General features: G+C 60.4%; 14 protein-coding genes. 4 read left to right on the top strand and 10 right to left on the bottom strand.

The window, feature by feature from the left end:
- Positions 1–18: 18 nt before the first annotated feature.
- From budA to lipB, 6 genes are all read right to left on the bottom strand, one after another.
- Complete coding sequence (gene budA / locus RWL87_RS00070) at positions 19–768, bottom strand: acetolactate decarboxylase (protein ID WP_070831366.1); 750 nt, start codon at positions 766–768, stop codon at positions 19–21.
- Positions 769–1,037: 269 nt separating this feature from the next.
- On the bottom strand, positions 1,038–1,535 hold the full coding sequence (locus tag RWL87_RS00065; protein WP_313968490.1) for a GNAT family N-acetyltransferase: 498 nt from the start codon (positions 1,533–1,535) through the stop codon (positions 1,038–1,040).
- 460 nt (positions 1,536–1,995) lie between these two features.
- Positions 1,996–3,420, bottom strand: a complete 1,425-nt coding sequence (gene glnA / locus RWL87_RS00060; RefSeq protein ID WP_070831363.1) for a type I glutamate--ammonia ligase — start codon at positions 3,418–3,420, stop codon at positions 1,996–1,998.
- A gap of 350 nt (positions 3,421–3,770) precedes the next feature.
- Positions 3,771–4,487, bottom strand: a complete 717-nt coding sequence (locus tag RWL87_RS00055; RefSeq protein WP_313968489.1) for a DUF4191 domain-containing protein — start codon at positions 4,485–4,487, stop codon at positions 3,771–3,773.
- 206 nt (positions 4,488–4,693) lie between these two features.
- A complete protein-coding gene (gene lipA / locus RWL87_RS00050) occupies positions 4,694–5,701 on the bottom strand; it encodes a lipoyl synthase (RefSeq protein ID WP_005505472.1) in 1,008 nt (335 codons plus the stop codon).
- Between the two features lie 174 nt (positions 5,702–5,875).
- Positions 5,876–6,682, bottom strand: a complete 807-nt coding sequence (lipB, locus tag RWL87_RS00045; RefSeq protein WP_258164961.1) for a lipoyl(octanoyl) transferase LipB — start codon at positions 6,680–6,682, stop codon at positions 5,876–5,878.
- A gap of 91 nt (positions 6,683–6,773) precedes the next feature.
- Between lipB and RWL87_RS00040 the strand changes: the two genes are divergently transcribed.
- Complete coding sequence (locus RWL87_RS00040; protein WP_313968488.1) at positions 6,774–8,360, top strand: peptidase; 1,587 nt, start codon at positions 6,774–6,776, stop codon at positions 8,358–8,360.
- A 180-nt stretch (positions 8,361–8,540) separates the two neighbouring features.
- Here the strand turns inward: RWL87_RS00040 and sucB are convergent, their stop codons facing one another.
- From sucB to RWL87_RS00025, 3 genes are all read right to left on the bottom strand, one after another.
- Complete coding sequence (gene sucB / locus RWL87_RS00035; RefSeq protein ID WP_313968487.1) at positions 8,541–10,169, bottom strand: 2-oxoglutarate dehydrogenase, E2 component, dihydrolipoamide succinyltransferase; 1,629 nt, start codon at positions 10,167–10,169, stop codon at positions 8,541–8,543.
- 191 nt (positions 10,170–10,360) lie between these two features.
- Complete coding sequence (gene lpdA, locus RWL87_RS00030) at positions 10,361–11,746, bottom strand: dihydrolipoyl dehydrogenase (protein WP_070831340.1); 1,386 nt, start codon at positions 11,744–11,746, stop codon at positions 10,361–10,363.
- Between the two features lie 389 nt (positions 11,747–12,135).
- Positions 12,136–13,632: a leucyl aminopeptidase gene (locus RWL87_RS00025; RefSeq protein ID WP_313968486.1), complete on the bottom strand. Its 1,497-nt coding sequence runs from the start codon at positions 13,630–13,632 to the stop codon at positions 12,136–12,138.
- A gap of 485 nt (positions 13,633–14,117) precedes the next feature.
- Here RWL87_RS00025 and RWL87_RS00020 point away from each other — a divergent pair, with 485 nt between their 5' ends.
- The 3 genes from RWL87_RS00020 to RWL87_RS00010 all read left to right on the top strand — a co-directional run bounded on the left by RWL87_RS00020 (position 14,118) and on the right by RWL87_RS00010 (position 18,972).
- On the top strand, positions 14,118–15,023 hold the full coding sequence (locus tag RWL87_RS00020) for a PAC2 family protein (protein ID WP_294642127.1): 906 nt from the start codon (positions 14,118–14,120) through the stop codon (positions 15,021–15,023).
- Between the two features lie 251 nt (positions 15,024–15,274).
- Complete coding sequence (locus tag RWL87_RS00015; protein WP_313968485.1) at positions 15,275–17,194, top strand: metal-dependent hydrolase; 1,920 nt, start codon at positions 15,275–15,277, stop codon at positions 17,192–17,194.
- A gap of 407 nt (positions 17,195–17,601) precedes the next feature.
- A complete protein-coding gene (locus tag RWL87_RS00010) occupies positions 17,602–18,972 on the top strand; it encodes an RNA polymerase sigma factor (RefSeq protein ID WP_313968484.1) in 1,371 nt (456 codons plus the stop codon).
- Positions 18,973–19,412: 440 nt separating this feature from the next.
- Here the strand turns inward: RWL87_RS00010 and RWL87_RS00005 are convergent, their stop codons facing one another.
- Entirely contained in the window at positions 19,413–20,555 is a 1,143-nt protein-coding gene (locus RWL87_RS00005; protein ID WP_313968483.1) for an ADP-ribosylglycohydrolase family protein, read from the bottom strand.
- Between the last annotated feature and the right edge of the window lie 319 nt (positions 20,556–20,874).

Raw genomic sequence — 20,874 nt, 5'->3', positions numbered from 1 at the left:
CCCAAACGGGGGGAGAAATTAGTGCTTCTCAGCCTTGGAGATCTGGTCAGCCAGGTCCTCGGGGGAGAGGTTAGCGGAGGAGAACTCGGGGGTCAGCGGCAGGTGCAGCTGCAGGCCGGTACCGGGGCAAATCTCGACCTTTGCGGAGCGCAGCTTGAAGTCGACCACGTGGCCGCCCTGAACGCGCTTATCGTCGATGAAGTGGGCGTGGCAGCCGGGCACCGAAATGCCCTGCTCGTAGATGGGGGTGCGGAAGCCAACGATCGTGCCGGTTACGTTATCGAACTGGACGATGTCCTCGTTCTCGGTGGCGGCGACCATCTTCGGGTAGGGCTTCTCCTGCTTGATGACGGTGCGGGTGCGGACCCACTCGAAGTCGCCGTAAATCTTGACGGCGTACATGTAGTTCTTGGAGACGGTGAAGTCATCCAGAATCTGGGAAGCAGACTTACGGAGCAGGTTCTGCGGTAGTTCACGCTTAATCATGGGCACGAAGTTGGTGACCACGGCGTAGGGGGTCTGCTGGCGCAGGTCCGGCAGGGATACGGAGCCGTCGTGACGCACCTGGTAGCAGACGCCGTCGAGGACGACCATTTCGCCGTCGAGGCCGTTGAAGGTACCCACACCGAAGTTGCCGTGGCTCAGGAGCTCACCGATGGTCATCTCGCCATCGTAAATGCCGTCCAGCAGCTGGGACATGAGGCCGGTCTGAAAAACTTCGTTACGGAAAACAGTTTCACCGTTTAGGATGGTCGGCTGATATGCCATGAGATTTCTCCTCGTTACAGTGGATGCGGCGTCAGACGGGTCGGTCGGTCATCGGCGATACTCGCCCCAGCAGATGCTGAAAAGGTGAGGGGCGGTGGGGAGAACACGGCTTCGTGACGTCGTTTCTCGCGGAATTCGTAGGTGCCGCCGGCCGGGCGCACGTACTTTCATTGTACGCCCGTGCAGGAAGAACCCCGGGATTAGCGGGTACAACATCTTATGATGTGGCCCGCGACCTGCTCCTACAAGGGAAGAGGGGGTAGGGCCCGTTAAAGCTCCAGAAGCATCTCTACGTGCTCAATTCCAACCTCAAGATACGGCTCTCCCATCTGCACGAACCCCGCTGCACCGTAGTAGCTGTCCTTCAGGTAGGACTGGGCGCTAATCACCAGCTGACGAGCTTCCGTATTTTCACGGACCCAGCTAATCGCCTCATGCAGTAGGGCACGCCCCAGGCCGGTGCCCCGCGCCTCCTCACGGACAGCTACTCGACCGACGGTCCAAGCACCTTCGATAGGGCGGTGGTAGCCATCATCTACTGTCATAAGATCAAAGATCCGCAAGTAGGCTAAGACCCGCCCAGACTCATCCGCGTGGAAGAAGTGAACAGACTCGAAGTCTGCTTCGTCTGGCTCCTGCGCAAGGATCTGCTGACCCACCGTAAAGACAAGAGAACGGGTGATATGAATCTGCTGAAGCTCACGGAGAGTCAGCTCGTCGAAATGCTTAGCCTGAAAACGAGGGGAAGTAGAAGACTGGGGAAGCAAAAGAGGCTCATCCTTTCGTCATGGGTAGGGAATGAGCGTACCCCAATAAATGAAGTTGCATGGAGGAATAGAGCTAAAAAGCCGCTCTGTGAAATTCAGCAGTGGACAGCCTGCAGGTTCTTCGTGGCATTGGTACGCCTACGAGCAACGCCCGATATGGGCAACAAAAGCATAAAAAGACTGGCATTCCCTCCGGTTGCACGACAAAAAGGGAGGGAACGCCAGCACCAACAGCTTAGACCTTAGAGCCGCTCTAAGCGCAACTAAGGCGCGCAAGACCCATCGAGGCATAAAAATATTGGACACGACCCGTCATCAAACGCACTGCAGCAGGGTAACACCCCGCAGAGATACCCCAGCAGACACAACAACGGCCTATACGCTCCCAAGCGGGAACATATAGGCCGTTGCCTGCTATTCAGACCTCACATCTAGAAGCCCGGAATTAGATGCCAGCGGATTAGACGCCGTAGTACAGCTGGTACTCAAGCGGGTGCGGAACCAGCGAAAGCGGCTCCAGCTCGTTCTTACGCTTGTAGTCAATCCATGCCTGAATCAGGTCCTCGGTGAACACACCGCCCTCGAGCAGGAAGTCGTGGTCAGCCTCCAGAGCAGCCAGAGCCTCCTCCAGGTTAGCGGGAGCCTTCTTGATGTCCTTAGCCTCTTCGGCGGGCAGCTCGTACAGGTCCTTGTCGATGGGGGCCGGCGGCTCAATGCGGTTGCGGATACCGTCCAGACCAGCCATCAGCTGAGCAGCGAATGCGAAGTAGGGGTTAGCGGAGGGGTCCGGTGCACGGAACTCCAGACGCTTAGCCTTCGGGTTGGTACCGGTAATCGGGATGCGGATACCGGCGGAACGGTTACCCTGCGAGTACACCATGTTGATGGGAGCCTCGTAGCCGGGAACCAGACGCTTGTAAGAGTTCACGGTCGGGTTGGTGAACGCCAGAACAGCGGAGGAGTGCTCAATCAGACCGCCAATGTACCAGCGTGCGGTGTCAGAGAGGTTAGCGTAGCCGCGCTCGTCGTAGAACAGGGGCTCACCGTTCTGCCACAGCGACTGGTGGCAGTGCATACCGGAGCCGTTGTCGCCGAAGACGGGCTTGGGCATGAAGGTCACGGACTTGCCCCATGCGTCTGCGGTGCCCTTGATGACGTACTTGAACTTCAGCAGGTCGTCAGCAGCCTTGGTGAGGGTGTCGAACTTGTAGTTGATCTCTGCCTGGCCGGCTGCGCCCACCTCGTGGTGGCTACGCTCAACCTCGAGGCCAACCTCGTCCATTGCTACGCACATTGCGTCACGCAGGTCAGCCTGCTTGTCGACGGGGGAGACGGGGAAGTAGCCGCCCTTGACGGGGGTCTTGTTACCCAGGTTGCCGCCCTCTTCCTTGCGGCCGGTGTTCCAGGGAGCCTCGTCAGAGTCGATCTTGTAGAACACGGAGTTCGGCTCGACCTGGTAGCGGACGTCCTCGAAGACGAAGAACTCAGCCTCGGATGCGAAGAACGCGGTGTCTGCAATGCCGGTGGACTGCAGGTACGCCTCGGCACGCTCAGCAACGCCGCGGGGGTCACGGTGGTAGGGCTCGCCGGTGCGGGGGTTCACGATGGAGCAGATGATGACCAGGGTCTTCTCAATGCGGAAGGGGTCAACGTATGCGGACTGAACGTCGGGGATCAGCTGCATGTCGGACTCAGCGATGCCCTGGAAGCCGCGAATGGAGGAGCCATCAAAAAGCTGGCCGTTGACGAAGAAATCGTCATCAATTGCCTTAGCGGGCAGGTTGAAGTGCTGCTGCACACCGGGCATGTCGGTGAATCGGATATCAACGAAGACTACTTCTTCGTTCTTGATAAAGTCGAGAACTTCCTGGGGGCTGGTAAACATGAGGACTGCTCCTTGTTCGACTGACGGTGCAGGAGGGTATCTTCCCTCATCACATTCAGTCTTTGGTTTAGTTTTTGGCCGCGGGCAAAACCCTGTGACATATCAAGCATAGTGGTTATTTTTTGCGCGTGCGTGACTATCGTGTTTCGGTAATGTTACAAATCCTGGAAAGGAGTTACATCTATGTTGCTTCACGAAACACAACAGTGCTGCTAACGCCCTGTATCAAGGGCAGTAGCAGAGCCCGCAGCAACGCCAGTAGCAGTGCAATAATCGGGCGTAACAAAAGGCTCCGGCCCTCCCTAAAGTGGGAAGAGCCGGAGCCTTCAAAATCAATATCAGCTACCCGTTTAGCGGCCGCGCATCGCACGACGATCGGGGCGAGCACGCATCGGGTCAACACCCTTCGGCAGACCGTTCATCGGGTTACGCATAGTGTTCAGGGTGCTCAAACGACCCGAAACAGCCTGCATCTCTTGCTGAGTCAGAGCCTTCGGAAGCTTGTTCATGGTCTTCACAACGTCCTTGAGCTCAACCTGACCCTCTTCGTGGCCGGTCTCAATCACGTGAACCGGCACGCCGGGAGCCACACGAGCCAGGTGCTTCTTCTCAGTGTTCACCAGCGAGTTCACACGGCTGTGAGGGCCCTCGGTCACCAGCACAATACCGGGACGGCCCAGCGCACGGAACACCAGATCCTGGTGGCGGTTCGCCGCAACAGGCTGCTCCTCAACAATCCAGCCGCGGCGCACCGAGTTCATCGCCGCACCACTACGACCGGGCTGGTTCTCAATCTGAGCAAAAGCCGCAGTCTGCGCGCGGCGACCCAGCAGAAGCATCGCCACAATAGCGGCAACGCCCAGACCCAGAATCAGGAAAGTAATCCAGTTATTCAGGGCAATACCGATGAGGAGGAAAACCAAAAGGGTACCCAGAGCCGACAGACTCAGAATCCAACCGATATTCGGGTCGGACTTCTTGGTCATCTGGTAGACCTGCTTCATCTGGGCGAAAGTGCCCGGAGTGCGTTCCTTCTTCTTTTTCTTCTCTTCGCGCTTATCTGCCACGATTCTTCCTCGGCTGGTTCTTCCGCGGCCCCGAAGCGCCTCAAACGCTCACGGAACCATAGTGACGTAACGATGCAGTGTATGCCTGCAATTTTTCTAGTTTACCCTACCCACACAAGGGACGGGGCATAAGGGGAGGCTCCCCGAACACCGGACGAAACCGGGTTCGAGGAGCCTCAACGCTCTCAGAAAGATTCTGAAAAGGCTTAGTAGCCTGCAGCCACCAGAGAGGAGGCTTCCTGCAGAGCAGCGCCCTCACCCTCAATGTGAGCCAGGTTCTCGGGGATCGGGTAACCGTTCTTACGCATTGCACGAGCCCACAGGCGACCTGCACGGTACGAAGAACGAACCATCGGGCCCGCCATAACGCCAGCGAAACCAATCTCCTCAGCCATGTTCGCAAAATCCACGAACTGCTGCGGCTTCACCCAACGCTCAATGGGGTGGAAGAGCGGGCCGGGGCGCAGGTACTGGGTGAGGGTAATGATGTCACAGCCAGCATCATGCAGATCGCACAGCGCCTCGTAAATCTCGTCGTCGGTCTCGCCCATACCCAGAATCAGGTTGGACTTGGTGACCATGCCGCCTTCCTTAGCCTGGGTAATAACATCCAGGGAACGCTCGTAACGGAACGCCGGGCGAATCTGACGGAAGATACGGGGGACGGTCTCCAGGTTGTGCGCGAACACCTCAGGCTTAGCGTCAATGACCTTCTGAACATGCTCGGGAACACCCTTGAAGTCGGGCACGAGCATCTCAACGCCGGTGTTCGGGCACATCTTGTGGATCTGGCGGGTGGTCTCTGCGTACAGCCACGCGCCGCCGTCTTCCAGGTCATCACGAGCAACACCGGTCACGGTGGCGTAACGCAGACCCATGACCTTCACGTTCTTCGCAACCTTGAACGGCTCAGCGTAATCCACAGCAACGGGCTTACCGGTCGCAATATTGCAGAAGTCGCAGCGACGGGTGCACTCGGAGCCACCAATCAGGTAGGTTGCCTCACGGTCTTCCCAGCACTCATAAATATTGGGGCAGCCAGCCTCTTCACACACGGTGTGCAGACCCTGACCACGAGCCAGCTCGCGCATCTCGTTGTATTCGGGGCCAACAATAGCCTTGGTCTTAATCCAGTGAGGCTTCTTCTCAATGGGAACCTCAGCGTTGCGGGCCTCCACACGCAGTAGCTTGCGTCCTTCAGGTGCGGTGCTCAAAAGTCTTCTCCTTGGTCTCGGTGTGCCCTCTGTGCAGGTGGGCCACCTTCTATTTTACGCCCGCTCAGGCGTAGGTGAAACTGATTTTCGTATATGACGAACGAACCCGGATGCGCGGTGCGCGGCTCGTTCAGCGTCTAGCTCTGCGCTCTAGCCCTGCGGCTGGTCCTGTACTTAGTCCTGCGCCTTATCCTGTGCGGTGACGGGCTCGAAGGACTCCGCCAGGCGGTCCTGGTACTTCACCAGCTCCGCCTCCAACGGCTCCAAAATATCGGCGGGGGTCACGGTGCGACCCAGCTGCTCCGAAATGGAGGTGACACCCGCATCGCTAATACCGCAGGGAATGAACTGTGCGAAAGGCGCCAGGTCGTTGCAACAGTTAATCGCGAAGCCGTGCATGGTGGTGTTACGCGAAACACGCATGCCCAGTGCGGCGATCTTCTTGTCCTGGGTGACACCGTCGCCCAGAATCCACACGCCGCTACGGCCCTCAACACGCTCACCCTTAATGCCCAGACCAGCCAGGACGTTGATGATAATCTCCTCAACGATGCGCACATACGCCACCACGTCAATGGGCTCGGGCAGACGCAGAATCGGGTATGCAGTCAGCTGGCCGGGGCCGTGCCAGGTCAGCTTGCCGCCGCGGTCAATCTTGACGACGGGGGTGGACTTGTCTGTGGGGTATTCGTGGTCTTCGGTGCGTTTACCCGCGGTAATCACTGCCTCATGCTCAAGCAGAAGAATCGTATTCTGGCGGGTGCGGTTAGCCACCTCATCGTGGATGCGGTACTGCTCGTCCAGGCACTCAATATAGTTCACATAGTTCGGGGCGAAGCCCACGCGTTCAATCGTCACAGACATACTTTCTACCTTAGTACTGCTAGTGGAGGGAAGAAAATTAGGGCGCCCTGAATCACGTGATGAGCGAACATGTAGGAATGTTACGGGCGGGTGTGGTGGATAGTGAGGGGTGAATATTCCAGGTGTTGATTTTAGGGTTGCATGGTTTATTTATAGTGTTTTATTGAGTCTAAACATATTATTTGGTGTTATTTGATAACATAATGGTATGAGAAGCAAAGAAGCACACGTTCTGGAAAGCATCGCCAACTCGGCCCTGCCCACCCTGCAGATTGTCGAGTACCGGGGCGGAACCGCCGAGAGCGCACCCTCTGTAACTCCCGTATCCCCGGTAACCTCCGCGCGCCCCGGACGCTACACCCTGCGCACCATTGCTGCACCCGAGAGCTCCGCTCCCTCCGCGCCCACTCTGCGCGCGGCAGCCAACGGGTACGGATTCGAAGAAAGCACGGATGCATCCGCTCACGCCCAGACCCCGCAGGTAGCCGCCGCCCTGCGGAACGCACCCGGAGTCGCCAAACTCCACGCCGTCACCAGCGAGGAGTACGACAGCAAGCTGTGCCTCTGGTACGAGCCCCTCGACGCGGGCACCCTCGACAAGCTCCTGCGTGCTCGCACCCTGAACCCCGCCGAGCTCATGACCCTGGCACGCACGCTACACCGGGCACTCGGCAGCCTCAAAAAGGTGGGGGAGGGACGCGCCGAGCTGAGTGCCGAATACATTGCGCTGAGCGCCGCCGGAGTACCCAAACTCCTTCTACCAGATGCCGTCTATCGTGAAGCGGAATCTCTCGACGCTGAACAGCTCACAGTCGCTTACGGTGACTACGCGCGTTCCGCCGCCGCCCTGCTCTGGCAAGCCGCCTGCGGCCACAAGCCGGAACCCTCCGCCGCCCGCGTACCCCTCTCACTGCGCATGGGCGCTACCGGCGCAACAGCTAATGGCGCGCCCAGCAACGAGTGGGTCGAACGCCTCGGCCGTGCCCTCGAATACCTTCTAGACGCACCCGCCCAGGAGGCGGCGGCCGCCGGACTGAGCTCCGTGGTAGCGCTCGCGGAGGAGGTGCCGCCTCGCCCGCTCAACGTGTACCTGAGCTGTTCCGAACGCGCCCGCGCGCTGATTCCCGTTGCGGTAGATCCCGCGCCGGTGCAGAAGCCCTCAAAGCTCCAGAAGACGCAACGTTACTTGTCAGAACGTATGCCCCGCGTGAAGAAGCCAGCAGCTGCCACAGGCTCTAAGCCGTTGAGTCCCGCAAAGAGTGCACCAACCCCGAAGAGCGCAGAAGCGACGGATGCATCCCGACTGGCGGCGCTACGCGGTGCGCTGAGCCGCCCCTCCGTACGTCTGGGCGTAGCCGCGCTGGCTCTGGGGGCTATCGCCCTGCCGCTCGGGTTCACCGCCTACGGGCAGAACGCCCCGGCAACGGCACAGCCCGTGTCCGCGCAAGCCGCGAACGTAGCGGGGGAGCAAGCATCCGGCGGAACGGAAGAACAGAGTCAGACTGTGCAGGGTGAGCAGATTCTACGTGCCCTCATCGACCAGCGGAACCAAGAACGCCGTGCCCGAGGTGGTGCAGAGCTCACCGTCGACACCACCGAAGAGCTCAGCCGAGACGGCGAGAACATCCGCGTCATGGCGGTAGTCTCCGCACCCGGCTACCGCGCCGACAAAACCGAACAGGAAGCCCGCAAACTCAGCGAAGAAAACGGCATCACCCGCCAGAAAGTCATCTTTGACCTGCACCGCGGGGAGAAAGGCTGGGAGATAGCCCGAGCCGAACCCGTCCCGGCATAACCGCGGTACACGCTCCGCACCATGGAGCATTCAACGGGCATAACAAAAGCGGCGGTCCCACCCACCGAAGTGGATGGAGCCGCCGCCTTTATGCTCACTGCCCGGGAAAACCCGGAAAGCTACGCTCGGTTACCCGTCAGGGTATCGCCACAAGGAAACTTCCTTGAGCCTGTGCAGGTCTTAGAGACCCAGCTCGGACTCGAAGTTTGCCTCCTCCAGGCGGGTCTTGACGGTGCGCAGGAAGCGACCAGCGTCCGCACCGTCGACCACGCGGTGGTCGTAGGTGAGGGACAGGTAGCACATGGAGCGGATAGCGATAACGTCGTTACCGTCTGCATCCTGGATAACCATGGGGCGCTTCACGATGGAACCGGTACCGAGGATTGCAACGTTCGGCTGGTTGATGATCGGGGTGTCGAACAGTGCACCGAAGGAACCAATGTTGGTGATGGTGAAGGTCGAACCCGACAGCTCCTCGGGGGAGATGTCGCCGGTACGTGCGCGGCCACCCAGGTCGCCAATAGCCTTTGCCAGGCCAGCAATGCCCAGGTCCGAAGCGTTCTTGATGACGGGAACCAGCAGACCCTTGGGGGTGTCCACAGCAATAGCGATGTTCTCGGAGCCGTGGTAAGTGATCTGCTTGTAGTCCTCGGTCATGGACGCGTTCAGAGCGGGGTGCTGCTGCAGAGCCTCAGCGGTTGCCTGGACGAAGAAGGGCAGGAAGGTCAGCTTTGCGCCCTCGCGAGCAGCGAAGCCGTCCTTAGCCTTTGCACGCAGCTGAACGATGCGGGTCACGTCAACCTCGGTGACCTGGGTCAGCTGAGTGGAGATGTCCAGGGACTCACGCATACGCTTTGCAATAACCTGGCGGATACGTGCGGTCTTCTCGACGGTGCCACGCTTGGGGGAAACCTCGAAGGTGTGCGGTGCCTTTGCGGAACCAGCAGCCGCAGCGGGTGCAGCAGCGGCGGGAGCAGCGGAACCCTTAGCAGCGATAGCAGCCTGAACATCCTGCTTGCGGATGCGGCCACCAACACCGGTGCCCTTGACGGTGGACAGGTCGATGCCGTTGTCCTTAGCGAGCTTACGGACCAGCGGGGTCACGTATGCTTCGCCCTCAGCAGCTGCCGGAGCGGCAGGTGCAGCGGGAGCAGCAGGAGCTGCGGGTGCTGCCGGAGCGGCAGGAGCCTCAGCAACCGGAGCGGGTGCAGCGGGAGCAGCCGGTGCAGCAGCAGCGGAAGCGTCGCCGATGATAGCCAGAACCTGGCCAACCTCTGCGTCCTCATCCTCGGGGATGCGGATCTCGAGCAGGGTACCTGCTACGGGGGAGGGAACCTCGGTGTCAACCTTGTCGGTGGAAACCTCAACCAGGGGCTCGTCAACCTCAACCTGCTCGCCAACTTCCTTCAGCCAGCGGGTAACGGTGCCCTCGGTGACGGACTCCCCCAGTGCGGGCAGTACGACCTCGATGCCTGCAGCAGCAGCTGCGGGAGCAGCAGGAGCCTCAGCAACCGGAGCGGGAGCTGCGGGAGCCTCAGCAGCTGCGGGAGCAGCCGGAGCAGCAGCGCCGGAACCGTCGCCAATGATAGCCAGAGCAGCGCCGACCTCGACGTCCTCGTCCTCGGGGACGAGAATCTGCTCAACAACGCCTGCTACGGGGGAGGGAACCTCGGTGTCAACCTTGTCGGTGGAAACCTCAACCAGGGGTGCGTCAACCTCAATGGTGTCGCCGACCTCAACGAGCCAGCGGGTAACGGTACCCTCGGTCACGGACTCGCCCAGTGCGGGCAGTACTACGGTGTGGGACATAATCTTTCCCGTTCTCCTTGTGAATGCTTGAACTAGAAAAATGTGAGCGGTGACCCGGATGCGCGCCGCATGCATCGAAGCACGTCGACGCGCATCCGGATAGGGGCGTTGTTCAGCGGATACGCCCGGCAACCGCTAACGACCAACGGTCGTCAATACTAAGCTGACGCGCTAACGCCAGTCAGCAAAATTTATGCGCTGTGCAGCGGGGTGCCGTTCAGGACCATTGCAGCCTCACCCAGGGACTCGTTCTGAGTCGGGTGTGCGTGGATGAACTTAGCGACGTCCTCGGGGAATGCTTCCCAAGCAACCCACATCTGAGCCTCACCAATCTGCTCACCCATGCGCTTACCAATAGCGTGAACACCAACGATGGGGCCGTCCTTCTGGCGGACAACCTTCACGATACCGGTAGCACCGAGGATAGCGGACTTGCCGTTACCAGCCAGGTTGTACTCAGCGGTCTCAACGTTCTCAGCGCCGAACTTCTCCTTAGCCTTGGGCTCGGAGTAACCAACGGAAGCGATCTCCGGGTCACAGAAGGTGACCTTGGGGATGTTGATGTCCTCAACAACGGTGGGGTTCAGGCCAGCGATTTCCTCAGCAACGAAGATACCCTGCTGGTAACCGCGGTGAGCCAGCTGAACGCCGGGGACGATGTCGCCAACAGCGTAGATGTTGCCAACGCCGGTGTGCAGACGCTCGTTAGCCAGGACGAAGCCGCGGTCCATGGGGATGCCCTGCTCCTCGTAGCCCATGTTTGCAGTGTTGGGGCCACGACCAACAGCGACCAGAACGATCTCTGCCTCGAAGACCTTGCCGTCAGCCAGGGTGACCTTAGCACCGTTAGCGTCCTGCTCAACCTTCTCGAAGAGGGTGCCGGTGTTGAACTTGATGCCGCGCTTCTTGAACGCACGCTCCAGGACCTTGATGATAGCCGGGTCCTCGTTGGGGACCAGGTTCGGCAGGCCCTCGATGATGGTGACGTCAACGCCCATAGCGTTCCACATGGATGCGAACTCGCAACCAATCACGCCGCCACCGAGCACGATAGCGCTCTTGGGCAGGTAGTCCATCTCCAGTGCCTCAGTGGAGGTCAGAACGCGACCCTCGATGGGCAGACCGAAGGTCTTGGAGACCGAGCCGGATGCCAGGATAATGTTCTTACCCTTGTACTCAACACCACCGACGGTGATGGTGTCCTGAGCGGTCAGCTTACCCTCGCCGGGGATAACCTCTACGCCCTTCATCTTCAGCAGGCCTGCAAGACCCTTGAACTTACCGGAGACGATGTTGTCCTTGTAATCGCGAACCTTGCCCATCTCGATGGACTGCAGCACAGCGTTAACGCCAACCTTGGACGCCTCGCGTGCCTCTTCAGCCAGCTCAGCAGCGTGCAGGTACGCCTTGGTGGGGATACAGCCGGTGTGCAGGCAGGTGCCGCCGACCTTTTCCTTCTCGATCAGGCCGACGGTGAAGCCTAGCTGGCGTGCGCGAATAGCTGCGGAGTAGCCAGCGGAACCGCCGCCGAGGATGAGGATGTCGAATTCTTGAGCCACGATATTGCTCCCTTGCATAGTTGTGGGGGCTAAAGACCCCTGCAATGAGTTCTTTACCAATTTATTGGTAGGTTTCCCAGCATGTGCGAAAGGCCCGCGACTCACAAAAATCGCGCGCCCCTCCGCGTACGCAGAAAAACACTTAATACAACAATACCCCCGTTGAGGGTCGTTTAAGTTCACTCAGGGCGGTTTTAGCCGATTAATCGCCCAAACACCGCAAATTTTTCACCACGCAAGAAAAGCGGCGCGTCATAGAACAGCCCGATGACAGCACCGGCACAGCGGACTCACAGACCTCGCCAAGAACAACGTAAAAGGAGGGCTCCCCGGCACAAAACACCGGAAAGCCCTCCTCAAAGAACCTTCTACCACGAGCGGTTATACGCCACCCGCAAGGTCACAAACTACTTAGCGTAGGACTGGATGAAGTTCACCAGGGTAGCGGTACCGAAGCCGGTACCCTCCTTCGGAGTGAAGCCGTAGGGAGCCTCCTCATTGAACGCGGGGCCCGCAATGTCCAGGTGAGCCCAGGGGATGCCCTCGCCCACGAACTCCTTCAGGAACAGACCAGCGGTCAGCGCACCACCGTAGCGGGAACCAATGTTCTTCAGATCAGCAACGGGGGACTCCAGGCTCTTGCGCAGGTAGGACTCCAGCGGCATCGGCCAGTACGCCTCACCCGCAGCAGCGCCGGCTGCAATCACGCGGTCACGAATCTCCTCGTCACCGAGCAGAGCCGCAGTGCGCAGACCCAGAGCAGCCATAGCGGCACCGGTCAGGGTAGCGATATCCAGGATGACGTCCGGGTTCGACTCAGACGCCAGAGCAATACCATCAGCCATGACCAGACGGCCCTCAGCGTCAGTGTTCAGAACCTCAACGGTACGACCGTCACGCATGGTGATGACGTCCTCCGGGCGCAGAGCGTGACCGCCGGGCATGTTCTCAGCCAGGCACAGGTAACCGGTCACAGCAACCGGAACGTCCAGCTCAGCAGAAGCAAGCACAGCGTTCAGAACGGATGCAGCACCCGCCATATCGCACTTCATGGTCATCATCGAAGCGGCAGGCTTCAGCGAGTTACCACCGGTGTCGAAAGTAATGCCCTTACCCACCAGAGCCACGTGAGCCTTCGGGTTCTCCGGAATGTACTTCACAACGGCAAGAACCGGCTTGCGGGGCGAACCCTGACCAACACCGGAAATACCGCCGAAGCCCTCCTCAGCTAGGCGGTCGTGATGGAACAGCTCAATCTCAACGTTCGAGTAATCCTCAGCAACCTCAGCCACGAACTCAGCGAAAGTCTCCGGGTACAGGTGCGACGGGGGCAGGTTCACCAGACGGCGAGCATCCTTAGCGGTCTCACCCAGAACCAGGGCGTGAACCAGCGCCTCCTCAGCCTCTTCCTGGTCAATCGACGAAACAATCAGAATGGACTCAATCTCTTCCTTGACCGAATCCTGAGTCTTGCCGCGCAGACCCTCCTCAACGAAGTTACCCAGCACAGCGCCGTGAGCAATCGCCTCAATCTCAGCCACCGAAGAAACACCGAAATCGAACGCAATCTCCTCAGCAGAACCAATCAGCTGACGAGCCGCAGAACCGGCAGCGTAACGCAGAGCATCCAGACGCTCCTGACCCTCAGCAGCATCAGAGCCCAGACCCGCCAGGGCAACAATGCCGGTGCCAACATCCTCAAGGCCGGGCAGGCGCAGCAGCTGATCGGGTGCGCCCGAGGCACCCAGCGCCTCCAGCAGCTCGTTAATACCCTCAACAGACTCCTCAGACAGGGAGCTCGGCGCCAGGTAGGCGCCGTCATCACCCTTCAGAACGCCCAGAACCAGAACGTCAGCTTCGAGCGCTTCAAGGTCGGTGCTGTGAATAGACAGAGACAGAGACATCGTTACTCCTTTGCGTATGTCTTCTCGAAATAGCCGGGGCACATCCTCGCGCCCGAAAAACTCAACTGTAGGCCCTCGAAGAGTGAGGATGAATACCGCCGCGCAAAGCCGCGCGGACTACTGCTTCTACTCTACACGGATATGTAGGAGCGCGTGAGGTTCAGCTCTCACCCGCCGGGGCGCAGAAGCCGGAGGCACGCGGAACCCTGTACGGCGTAAAGCGTAGAAAGAATCGGGGCAGGAAAGGCAGGAGCATCACCGCGAACCTGTAGACGACGCACCCCGCGAGGTCACCCAAAGCGAGTTCACCCACTGCGAGAAAAGCCCGCACACTGTCGAACCCGGGAACAGGTGGCATAAAATGAAAGACTACGGAAAGCGTCAGATAACAGAAGACGCCCCTTCGCCCCACCACCTCGGGTACCGGCATGAAACGCTAAGCCCACCCGAACGCGGCGCGAACCAGACAAAAGTGAGGAGGCACGATGCTCAACCCCGAAGATCTCTACTTAGCCAACACCAAAATATTGGACGACCCCCGGATGCACGGGCTAACCCTCGTCATCGCCCTCTCCAGCCCGCAGGACGCGGGATCCACCGCAGGCCAGCTCGGACAGGTGCTGCTCAGCGAACTCAAAAACATTGAAATCGTCGAGTTCGACAGCGACCAGCTGCACGACTACCGCGCCCGCCGTCCCTTCATCCGCTACGAAAAAGACCACTTCGAAAAGCCGCAATACCCGCAGCTGAAGCTCTACGCCGTAGAAGACAGCCTCAACAAGCCGTTCCTGCTGCTCACCGGTGCTGAACCGGACCTGCAGTGGCAGCGCTTCGAAAAGGCGGTGCTGACCATCGCCCAGCGGGTCAAGCCCTCCCTGGTCGTGCTGGTCTCCGCATTCCCCATGCCGGTGCCGCACACCCGCCCCTTCCCGATTACCGCGCACGGATCCCGCAAGGATCTGATTCGCGGTATCTCCCCGTGGAAGCCCAGCGCGGACGTGCACGCGACCGTCACCAACCTGCTGGAAGTGCTCTTCACCGAAAACGGAATCGATACCGTCGGCTTCGGCGTGAACATTCCCCAGTACATTTCGGAGGCGGACCTGCCGCAGGGCACCCTCACCGCCCTCGAACATGTGGGCATGGCGGCGCACCTCTCGCTACCCACCGAGAACCTGCGCGAAGCCGCACGTCACGTGCACAGCCAGATCAACGATCAGGTCAAGCAGAACCCCGAAATTGGTCGCATGATTACGACCATGGAAGAGAACTACGACGAGAACTTCCGCACCTCCGACATTGCGGTTCCCCTCTCGCGACGCGACGCGCACAACGTGCCCAGCCGCGACGAGATTGGTGCGCTCTTCGAGCGGTTCCTCGACGAACAATAGGGTGTGCGCAGTAAAGCGCGCACAGTAAAGTGCGCACAGCAGGGGAAAGTGCTCGGAGTGCCCTTACTCTGGGGGCGCCCTTACTCTGCATGACGGATTATGACGAGGCACCCCGCGCCGCTGTGGACAAACCCCCTCGCACAAACGAACAATACGAATAAATCTGTGGAATCTTCGGACCTATGAACCGAAGTATCCACAGATTTATTTGTTTAACCTCGCACCCGCCCAAACCGTGCCACCGTGAAGGCATGAACGCAAACAATATCTCCAACGGCAACACCCCCAACAGCAACCGCCTCAACAGTGACCACCTCAACAGCGGCGGCTACGACACGCCCCCGCCCATCCGCAACGAATACGACGTGCTCAGCAGCGCCCTCCACCAGCACGGCTACTGGCCCGACCACTCACTCATCATCCTCACCGCAACCGACAACACCCTCGGCCCCAGCCTGCGCGTCAACCTACCCGACGAACCCTGCACCCTGCCCGAACGCGCTGACTTCCTCCACGAAACCTTCGCCAAACTACCCACCTGCCACAACGGCGAAACCCTCACCCGCTTCTACGCCGTCATCGTCGACGGCGACAACACCGTACGCCAACGCCAACTCAGCCCCGACACCACACAACTCGCCGCCATCGAAGAAATCCAAGAGGACGTCGACACCCAAATCAACATCAACACTTGGCTGCACCTGCTCCACGACCCGCGCATCGTCAGCGAACTACGCTGCGAAGACATCATCTACGCAGGATGCGCCAGCATCTGGGCGCTAGACCCCAAACAGCAAGCGCTCACCCTCCTCGCACCCATCGAAGAAATCCACCACAGCGGCTACTACACCTGGCTCACCCGCCACGGCGACACCATCGCCCCCAACGCCCACCACAACTACGCCCACAGCCCCTGGGACACCGACCCCACCGGCAACCCCGAAACCCGCCATGATTGGGAAAACGCCGTAGAACTCTGGGACCACACCCGCACCAACACCGCACGACGCGACGACGCCCGCCGCACCAACGTCCACGCCATCTACCACCAAGCTCAAATCGACCTCTGCTACTGGGACGCCGCCATCAACGCCGCCGCCCACCTGCTCACCACCCACCAGATCGACGACGTTAACGCGCCCACCATCGGTGATGCGCTGCGCGACCTCATCCCCGCCGAAGTCGCCGGGCACCTACGCGCCTCCATCGCACCGATGGCACTCAACCCCATCACCCCCGAAATGCTCACCTACCTCGCCGGATACGGGCTCAACCACGCCCAAAAAGCGCTCGCTCACATGCACTACGCCGCCCAACACACCAACTACGCCCTCGGCGGCCCCCGACCTGTCGCCCTCCCAGACATCGACCCGCTCGAACCGCCCCACTACGGCACCCGCATCACCCGAAAAACCTACATGCCCGAAAGCTTCACCCACGTGCTCAGTACCCCACCCGGCACCGATCAGACACACGTGCGCGCCGTGCCCGAAAAATGCGTGCAATGGCAAGACTGGGTCCGCCGCACCCACCGCGCTATTCAGCAAAACCGCAGCGTCCAACAAAACCGCAGCATCCAACAAAACCGCGGTATTCAACAGGTCAACCTCGACCACTGGACACTCCAAGAACTCAGCCCCGCCGACCTCGCAGTCACCACCGAACTCAACACCATCAACCGCGAAGTGCTCCCGCGCCTGCTCAAACAAAGAGATTCCAACGACCACACCGCCGCACGCAAACTCGAAGAGATTAGCCAGCGAATCGACGACGCCTACACCAACAGCGAATACCTCGCCAACCCCAACCACCAAGCCGTCTACACCCACTACCTCGACGCCCTCAAAGGAGAACTAGGCAGCCCCCACTGGGAGCGCCTCAACGGGCTTGAACTACTCACCAGCCTGCTCACGCCCCACAGCACCGACGGCGAATACGCAACGCTGCGCAACACCCAAGCCTGGGCCAACTGGTACAAGGGCTACAGCACCTACGCCCGCCTGCTCCGCCAAGAAGCCCACCGCCACACCACAGGAGAAGACCTCAACATCCTCGACGTACACCTCAACGCCGGAGGCCTACCCGCCTGGATCAAACACACCATCTGCGGCGAACCCGGCGCAAACCGCCAACCCATCAGCACCCTCAAACCCCGCAAACCCGGTGTCTAAAAACCGGTGCCTAAAAACCGGTGCCTAAAAGCGAGGCGCAAAACAGGGGAGGGGCGCGCCACCACCCGGCACGCCCCTCCCACACACCTCTCACACACAGCCGCACCCACCCAAAACCAAGCCCACAACCCCCCAAACAGCGCGTCAAGTTGAAAGCAACCAAAAATCTGCAATACTTATATATTGACCCCGTACAGTCAATGCGCTACAACGCGCCCTCAAACAGCTCAACACAACGAGCAACAGACACTGCACAACCGGCCAACGCACGCGGAATAAAACCCGCCACCACAGCGTTAAACCCGACAAACGCAGCAAACACCCGACCGAGGACGCCAGCACAGACTTGACAGGGTCTTAGGTGTTTTGCAAACAAAACACCCCACCACAAGCCAGAAAGGGTTCTAGTGGCACCTGCAACCAGCAAGAAGACCGCGACCGGCGACGCAACCGAAGAAACCGTCGCAAAAACCACCACCAAGACCACCCGCACCAAGAAGGCAACCACCAAGGCCGCAGCGGCAACCGAAGACACCACTGGCGCAACCGCCGAAACCAGCGCAGAAACCACTGCCGAAACTGAGGCAGAAAAGCCCAAGCGCACCCGCAAAACCACCACCAAAACCGCAACCAAGCGCAAAACCGGTGGCCGCCGCAAAAAGAGCGACGACGACGAATTCGACCTCGGACTCGACGAAGAACTCGAAACCACCGACGGCGAAGACGAACCCGACGAAGAAGACGAAGAAACCGTAGCCAAAAAAGAAGAAAAGAAGGCCGCAGAAGCAGTAGCAGCCAAGGGCTCCGGCTTCGTCCTCACCGCAAACGACGACGACGACGCACCCGCACAGCGCGTCGTCACCCCCGGCGCAACCGCCGACCCCGTCAAGGACTACCTCAAGCAGATTGGCAAAGTCTCCCTGCTCAACGCACAGCAGGAAGTCGACCTCGCCATGCGCATCGAAGCAGGCCTCTACGCCGAACACAAGCTCGCCGAAAACCCCGACATGGACAAAGACCTCAAAAAAGCCCTGCGCTGGGTCATCCACGACGGCAAGCGAGCCAAGAACCACCTGCTCGAAGCCAACCTGCGACTCGTCGTCTCCCTCGCCAAGCGCTACACCGGCCGCGGCATGCTCTTCCTCGACCTCATCCAGGAAGGCAACCTCGGCCTCATCCGCGCCGTCGAAAAGTTCGACTACTCCAAGGGCTTCAAGTTCTCCACCTACGCAACCTGGTGGATCCGCCAGGCCATCACCCGCGCAATGGCAGACCAGGCCCGCACCATCCGCATCCCCGTGCACATGGTCGAAGTCATCAACAAGCTTGCCCGCGTGCAGCGCCAGATGCTCCAGGACCTCGGACGCGAACCCACCCCCGAAGAGCTCGGCAAGGAACTCGACATGACCCCCGAAAAGGTCATCGAAGTCCAGAAGTACGGCCGCGAGCCCATCTCCCTGCACACCCCGCTCGGTGAAGACGGCGACTCCGAATTCGGTGACCTCATCGAAGACTCCGAGGCAGTCGTCCCCGCAGACGCAGTGTCCTTCACCCTTCTGCAGGAACAGCTCCACTCCGTCCTCGACACCCTCTCCGAGCGTGAAGCCGGCGTGGTCGCAATGCGCTTCGGCATGACCGACGGCCAGCCCAAGACCCTCGACGAAATCGGTAAGGTCTACGGCGTGACCCGTGAACGAATCCGCCAGATCGAGTCGAAGACCATGTCTAAGCTCCGCCACCCTTCGCGTTCGCAGGTACTGCGCGACTACCTGGACTAGGAAACATCACCTAGATTGAGCGGACGTTGCCGGTTCCCGCTCGCGGTACCGCTCTGTACAGCTGGCACGCAGACGATGCTCGCGGGGGAGTGCCCCCTCTTCAGCGCCTGGAGGCGCTTCGAGGACGGAGCCCCCGCTCCGCATCGCCGCTATGCCGTCTAGGTTTAGGTTCGCTAGTTCTAGCACATACAGAAAAGGCTCTCCGAGATACCGGAGAGCCTTTTCTGCTACTTATATGCGGTTGGAGCGACGGCTTGCGGTACCGTTCCGCATGACCGGCACGCGGACGATACTCGCGGCACAGTTCCGTACAGTCGGCACGCGGACGATGCTCGCGGGGGAGTGCCCCCTCTGCGGCGCCGGGGCGCCTTGAGGACGGAGCCCCCGCTACGCATGTCCGCTATGCCGTTAAAGTTCAGCGCCGTTGAGGTTCAGCACCGTTACAGGCCCAGCTGGCGCAGATAGCGGTCCGCCACCGCCTCCACCTGATCCAGGCCGCGCACACGAGCCAGCGCCTGCGACCAAGCATCAGATTCCTGCTCCGCGCCCACCGGGAAGCCAGCCGCCGCCCACAACGCCGCCGTCATCGCACCCACCGAATCCGAATCCGAATCAACCGATACCGCACGGCCCAACCCCTCAAACAAGGACGCACGCACCGTCGCCTCATCGGCATCAGCAGGCAGGCTCTTCACAGCATCCGCCGCGCACCACAGCGTCGTGCCCAGCAGCTCCGGGGCGGTCCACCCCGTACCAAAATGCTCAGCCACATTCTGCGGCACCGGCACCACACCACGCTCCAGCAACTCAACAGCACGACTCAGCGCCGCCGCCGTACGCGCAGCATCACCCGGAATCGAATCATCCGCGCCCACCGTGCCGCACCACGACACCACACGACGCGCCGCCTCCAGCAACGCGTCAAACGAGCCGGACGGGGATGCCAACAAATCGCGGATGAGCAGCGCGTACGCCGCCGCCGAAGCCAACGCCTCCGGATGCCCATGCGTCAACGCTGCCGCACGCACCGCCAACAAAACCACCGTACGCTCCTGCGCCACCGGCAATACACCCAACGCCGCCGAACGCACCAGTGCGCCGCTACCCAACGCCTCGGGAGTCACCGACTTCGACACCAGCTGCATCTCACCGGTACCCAACGCCCGCAACGTCGCCGCACCCGGACCGCGACGCGCCGTCAACTCCGCCGAACCATCAATCTCACGATCCAACGAAAACGGCGCAGACTCCGGCAGGCTCTCACCAATACCGCGGAACCACCGCAAATACGCCAGCCACAGGCACGCCAGCTCATCCGCCGCCGCGCCCTCATTATTCCACTCCAAAACCTCCGTCAGGCCGTCTAGGGTGTAGCAGGTCAGCTGCGTATCATCACTGATTAGCAGCTCACCAAACGCCGAATCCCACGGCTTAGGATCGAGCCCCGCAATCTGCTCAGCAGACAACAGCTCCAACGGGTAACCCAGGGCATCACCCAGCGCAGACGCACGCAACAGGCCGCGCACCCGGCCCGCAAACTCAGCCGAAACCTCGGGTGCGCGCGTGAACTCAGAAAAACTCATAGGGCGATTATCCCACGGGCGGCTAGAGCATAAGCGGCTTCGTGCTCAGGATGCGCGGGGTTGGGGTATACCAAGCGGCTTCGTGCTCATGCTCGCGGGGGAGTGCCCCCTCTTCAGCGCCTGGGGGCGCTTCGAGGACGGAGCCCCCGCTCCGCATGAGCACCTATGCCGCGGAGGGGTGCCTACTCCGAGGATGGGGATGCGCTAGGCGGCTTTGCACTCACGCTCGCGGGGGAGTGCCCCCTCATCGGTGCCTGAGGCACCTCGAGGACGGAGCCCCCGCTCCGCATGAGCACCTATGCCGCGGAGGGGTGCCTAC

Origin of the sequence: uncultured Rothia sp. (genome assembly GCF_963555405.1) — a bacterium.
Classification (GTDB): Bacteria; Actinomycetota; Actinomycetes; order Actinomycetales; family Micrococcaceae; genus Rothia.
The sequence above is the reverse complement of the archived record's forward strand: the minus strand, read 5'-3'. Positions and strand labels throughout refer to the sequence as shown.